Annotated in this window: 2 rRNA genes; both read left to right on the plus strand. The window is 49.9% G+C overall.

What is annotated here, in order from left to right:
* The first annotated feature begins 156 nt into the window (after positions 1-156).
* Positions 157-3,069: ribosomal RNA gene (locus EP1_RS13095) — 23S ribosomal RNA — on the plus strand.
* Positions 3,070-3,139: 70 nt separating this feature from the next.
* Positions 3,140-3,255: ribosomal RNA gene (rrf, locus tag EP1_RS13100) — 5S ribosomal RNA — on the plus strand.

The following is a 3,255-nucleotide window of genomic DNA, read 5'->3' on the forward strand; positions in this document are numbered from 1 at the left end:
CAAATCGTTCATTGAAAACTGGATACAGAAACAATAATTTAAACAAACCGAGAACACCGCGTTGAATGAGTTTTTTAATAAGTTCAATTGCTTATTTATTACTAACGGAAATGATCGCTCATGAAAGTTAGTAAGACCCAACCGCAAGGTTGATAAGGTTAAGTGAATAAGGGCGCACGGTGGATGCCTTGGCACTAGGAGCCGATGAAGGACGGGACTAACACCGATATGCTTCGGGGAGCTGTACGTAAGCTTTGATCCGGAGATTTCCGAATGGGGAAACCCAGCATCTTTTATAGGATGTTACTTTTCAGTGAATACATAGCTGATTAGAGGTAGACGCAGAGAACTGAAACATCTAAGTACCTGCAGGAAGAGAAAGAAAATTCGATTCCCTGAGTAGCGGCGAGCGAAACGGGAAAAGCCCAAACCAAGAGGCTTGCCTCTTGGGGTTGTAGGACTCCGATATGGTAGTCCAGTGAGATAGTCGAAGGACCTGGAAAGGTCCGCTAGAAAGGGTAATAGCCCCGTAGACAAAATTTGACTGGCACCTAGGAGGATCCTGAGTACGGCGGAACACGAGGAATTCCGTCGGAATCCGGGAGGACCATCTCCCAAGGCTAAATACTCCCTAGTGACCGATAGTGAACCAGTACCGTGAGGGAAAGGTGAAAAGCACCCCGGAAGGGGAGTGAAATAGATCCTGAAACCGTGTGCCTACAACAAGTTAGAGCCCGTTAATGGGTGATAGCGTGCCTTTTGTAGAATGAACCGGCGAGTTACGATTACTTGCGAGGTTAAGTTGAAAAGACGGAGCCGTAGCGAAAGCGAGTCTGAATAGGGCGAATGAGTAAGTGGTCGTAGACCCGAAACCATGTGATCTACCCATGTCCAGGTTGAAGGTGCGGTAAAACGCACTGGAGGACCGAACCCACGTACGTTGAAAAGTGCGGGGATGAGGTGTGGGTAGCGGAGAAATTCCAAACGAACTTGGAGATAGCTGGTTCTCTCCGAAATAGCTTTAGGGCTAGCCTCAGAGTAAGAATGATGGAGGTAGAGCACTGTTTGGACTAGGGGCCCATCTCGGGTTACCGAATTCAGATAAACTCCGAATGCCATCCATTCATCTCTGGGAGTCAGACTGTGAGTGATAAGATCCATAGTCGAAAGGGAAACAGCCCAGACCACCAGCTAAGGTCCCCAAATAACTATTAAGTGGAAAAGGATGTGGGGTTGCACAGACAACTAGGATGTTGGCTCAGAAGCAGCCACCATTTAAAGAGTGCGTAATAGCTCACTAGTCGAGTGACCCTGCGCCGAAAATGTACCGGGGCTAAATAGTTTACCGAAGCTGTGGAGCACACCACAAGGTGTGTTGGTAGGAGAGCGTTCTAAGGGCGTTGAAGGTAGATCGTGAGGACTGCTGGAGCGCTTAGAAGTGAGAATGCCGGTATGAGTAGCGAAAGACAGGTGAGAATCCTGTCCACCGAATGACTAAGGTTTCCTGGGGAAGGCTCGTCCGCCCAGGGTTAGTCGGGACCTAAGCCGAGGCCGAAAGGCGTAGGCGATGGATAACAGGTTGATATTCCTGTACCCGTTGTTTTTGTTTGAGCAATGGAGGGACGCAGGAGGCTAAGGAATCAGACGATTGGAAATGTCTGTCCAAGCAATAAGTCTTGATGTGAGTCAAATGCTTACGTCTATAAGGACAAGTTGTGATGGGGAGGGAAATAATAGTACCGAAGTTCCCGATGTCACACTGCCGAGAAAAGCTTCTAGTGAGAAAACAATGGCCCGTACCGCAAACCGACACAGGTAGTCGAGGAGAGAATCCTAAGGTGAGCGAGAGAACTCTCGTTAAGGAACTCGGCAAAATGACCCCGTAACTTCGGGAGAAGGGGTGCTGATCTAACGATCAGCCGCAGTGAATAGGCCCAAGCGACTGTTTATCAAAAACACAGGTCTCTGCAAAATCGAAAGATGACGTATAGGGGCTGACGCCTGCCCGGTGCTGGAAGGTTAAGAGGAGTGCTTAGCGTAAGCGAAGGTACGAATTGAAGCCCCAGTAAACGGCGGCCGTAACTATAACGGTCCTAAGGTAGCGAAATTCCTTGTCGGGTAAGTTCCGACCCGCACGAAAGGCGTAACGATTTGGGCACTGTCTCAACGAGAGACTCGGTGAAATTTTAGTACCTGTGAAGATGCAGGTTACCCGCGACAGGACGGAAAGACCCCATGGAGCTTTACTGCAGTTTGATATTGAGTGTTTGTACCACATGTACAGGATAGGTAGGAGCCGTAGAAGTCGGGACGCTAGTTTCGACAGAGGCGCTGGTGGGATACTACCCTTGTGTTATGACCACTCTAACCCGCACCACTAATCGTGGTGGGAGACAGTGTCAGATGGGCAGTTTGACTGGGGCGGTCGCCTCCTAAAGAGTAACGGAGGCGCCCAAAGGTTCCCTCAGAATGGTTGGAAATCATTCGCAGAGTGTAAAGGCACAAGGGAGCTTGACTGCGAGACCTACAAGTCGAGCAGGGACGAAAGTCGGGCTTAGTGATCCGGTGGTTCCGCATGGAAGGGCCATCGCTCAACGGATAAAAGCTACCCTGGGGATAACAGGCTTATCTCCCCCAAGAGTCCACATCGACGGGGAGGTTTGGCACCTCGATGTCGGCTCGTCGCATCCTGGGGCTGTAGTCGGTCCCAAGGGTTGGGCTGTTCGCCCATTAAAGCGGCACGCGAGCTGGGTTCAGAACGTCGTGAGACAGTTCGGTCCCTATCCGTCGCGGGCGTTGGAAATTTGAGAGGATCTGTCCTTAGTACGAGAGGACCGGGATGGACTTACCGCTGGTGTACCAGTTGTCTCGCCAGAGGCATCGCTGGGTAGCTATGTAGGGAAGGGATAAACGCTGAAAGCATCTAAGTGTGAAGCCCACCTCAAGATGAGATTTCCCATTTCTTTAAGAAAGTAAGATCCCTGAGAGATGATCAGGTAGATAGGTCAGGAGTGGAAGTGCAGTGATGTACGGAGCGGACTGATACTAATCGATCGAGGACTTAACCAAAAATTGATTCACGGTTGTTTAAAAGTTTCTGATCCAGTTTTGAGTGAACGAAGTTTACTCAAACAAATAGTGTGGTGGCGATAGCGAGAAGGATACACCTGTTCCCATGTCGAACACAGAAGTTAAGCTTCTTAGCGCCGATTGTAGTGAGGGGTTGCCCCTTGTGAGATTAGGACGTCGCCACGC

Source organism: Enterococcus pseudoavium NBRC 100491, from assembly GCF_001544295.1.
In the GTDB taxonomy this organism is placed as follows: domain Bacteria; phylum Bacillota; class Bacilli; order Lactobacillales; family Enterococcaceae; genus Enterococcus_A; species Enterococcus_A pseudoavium.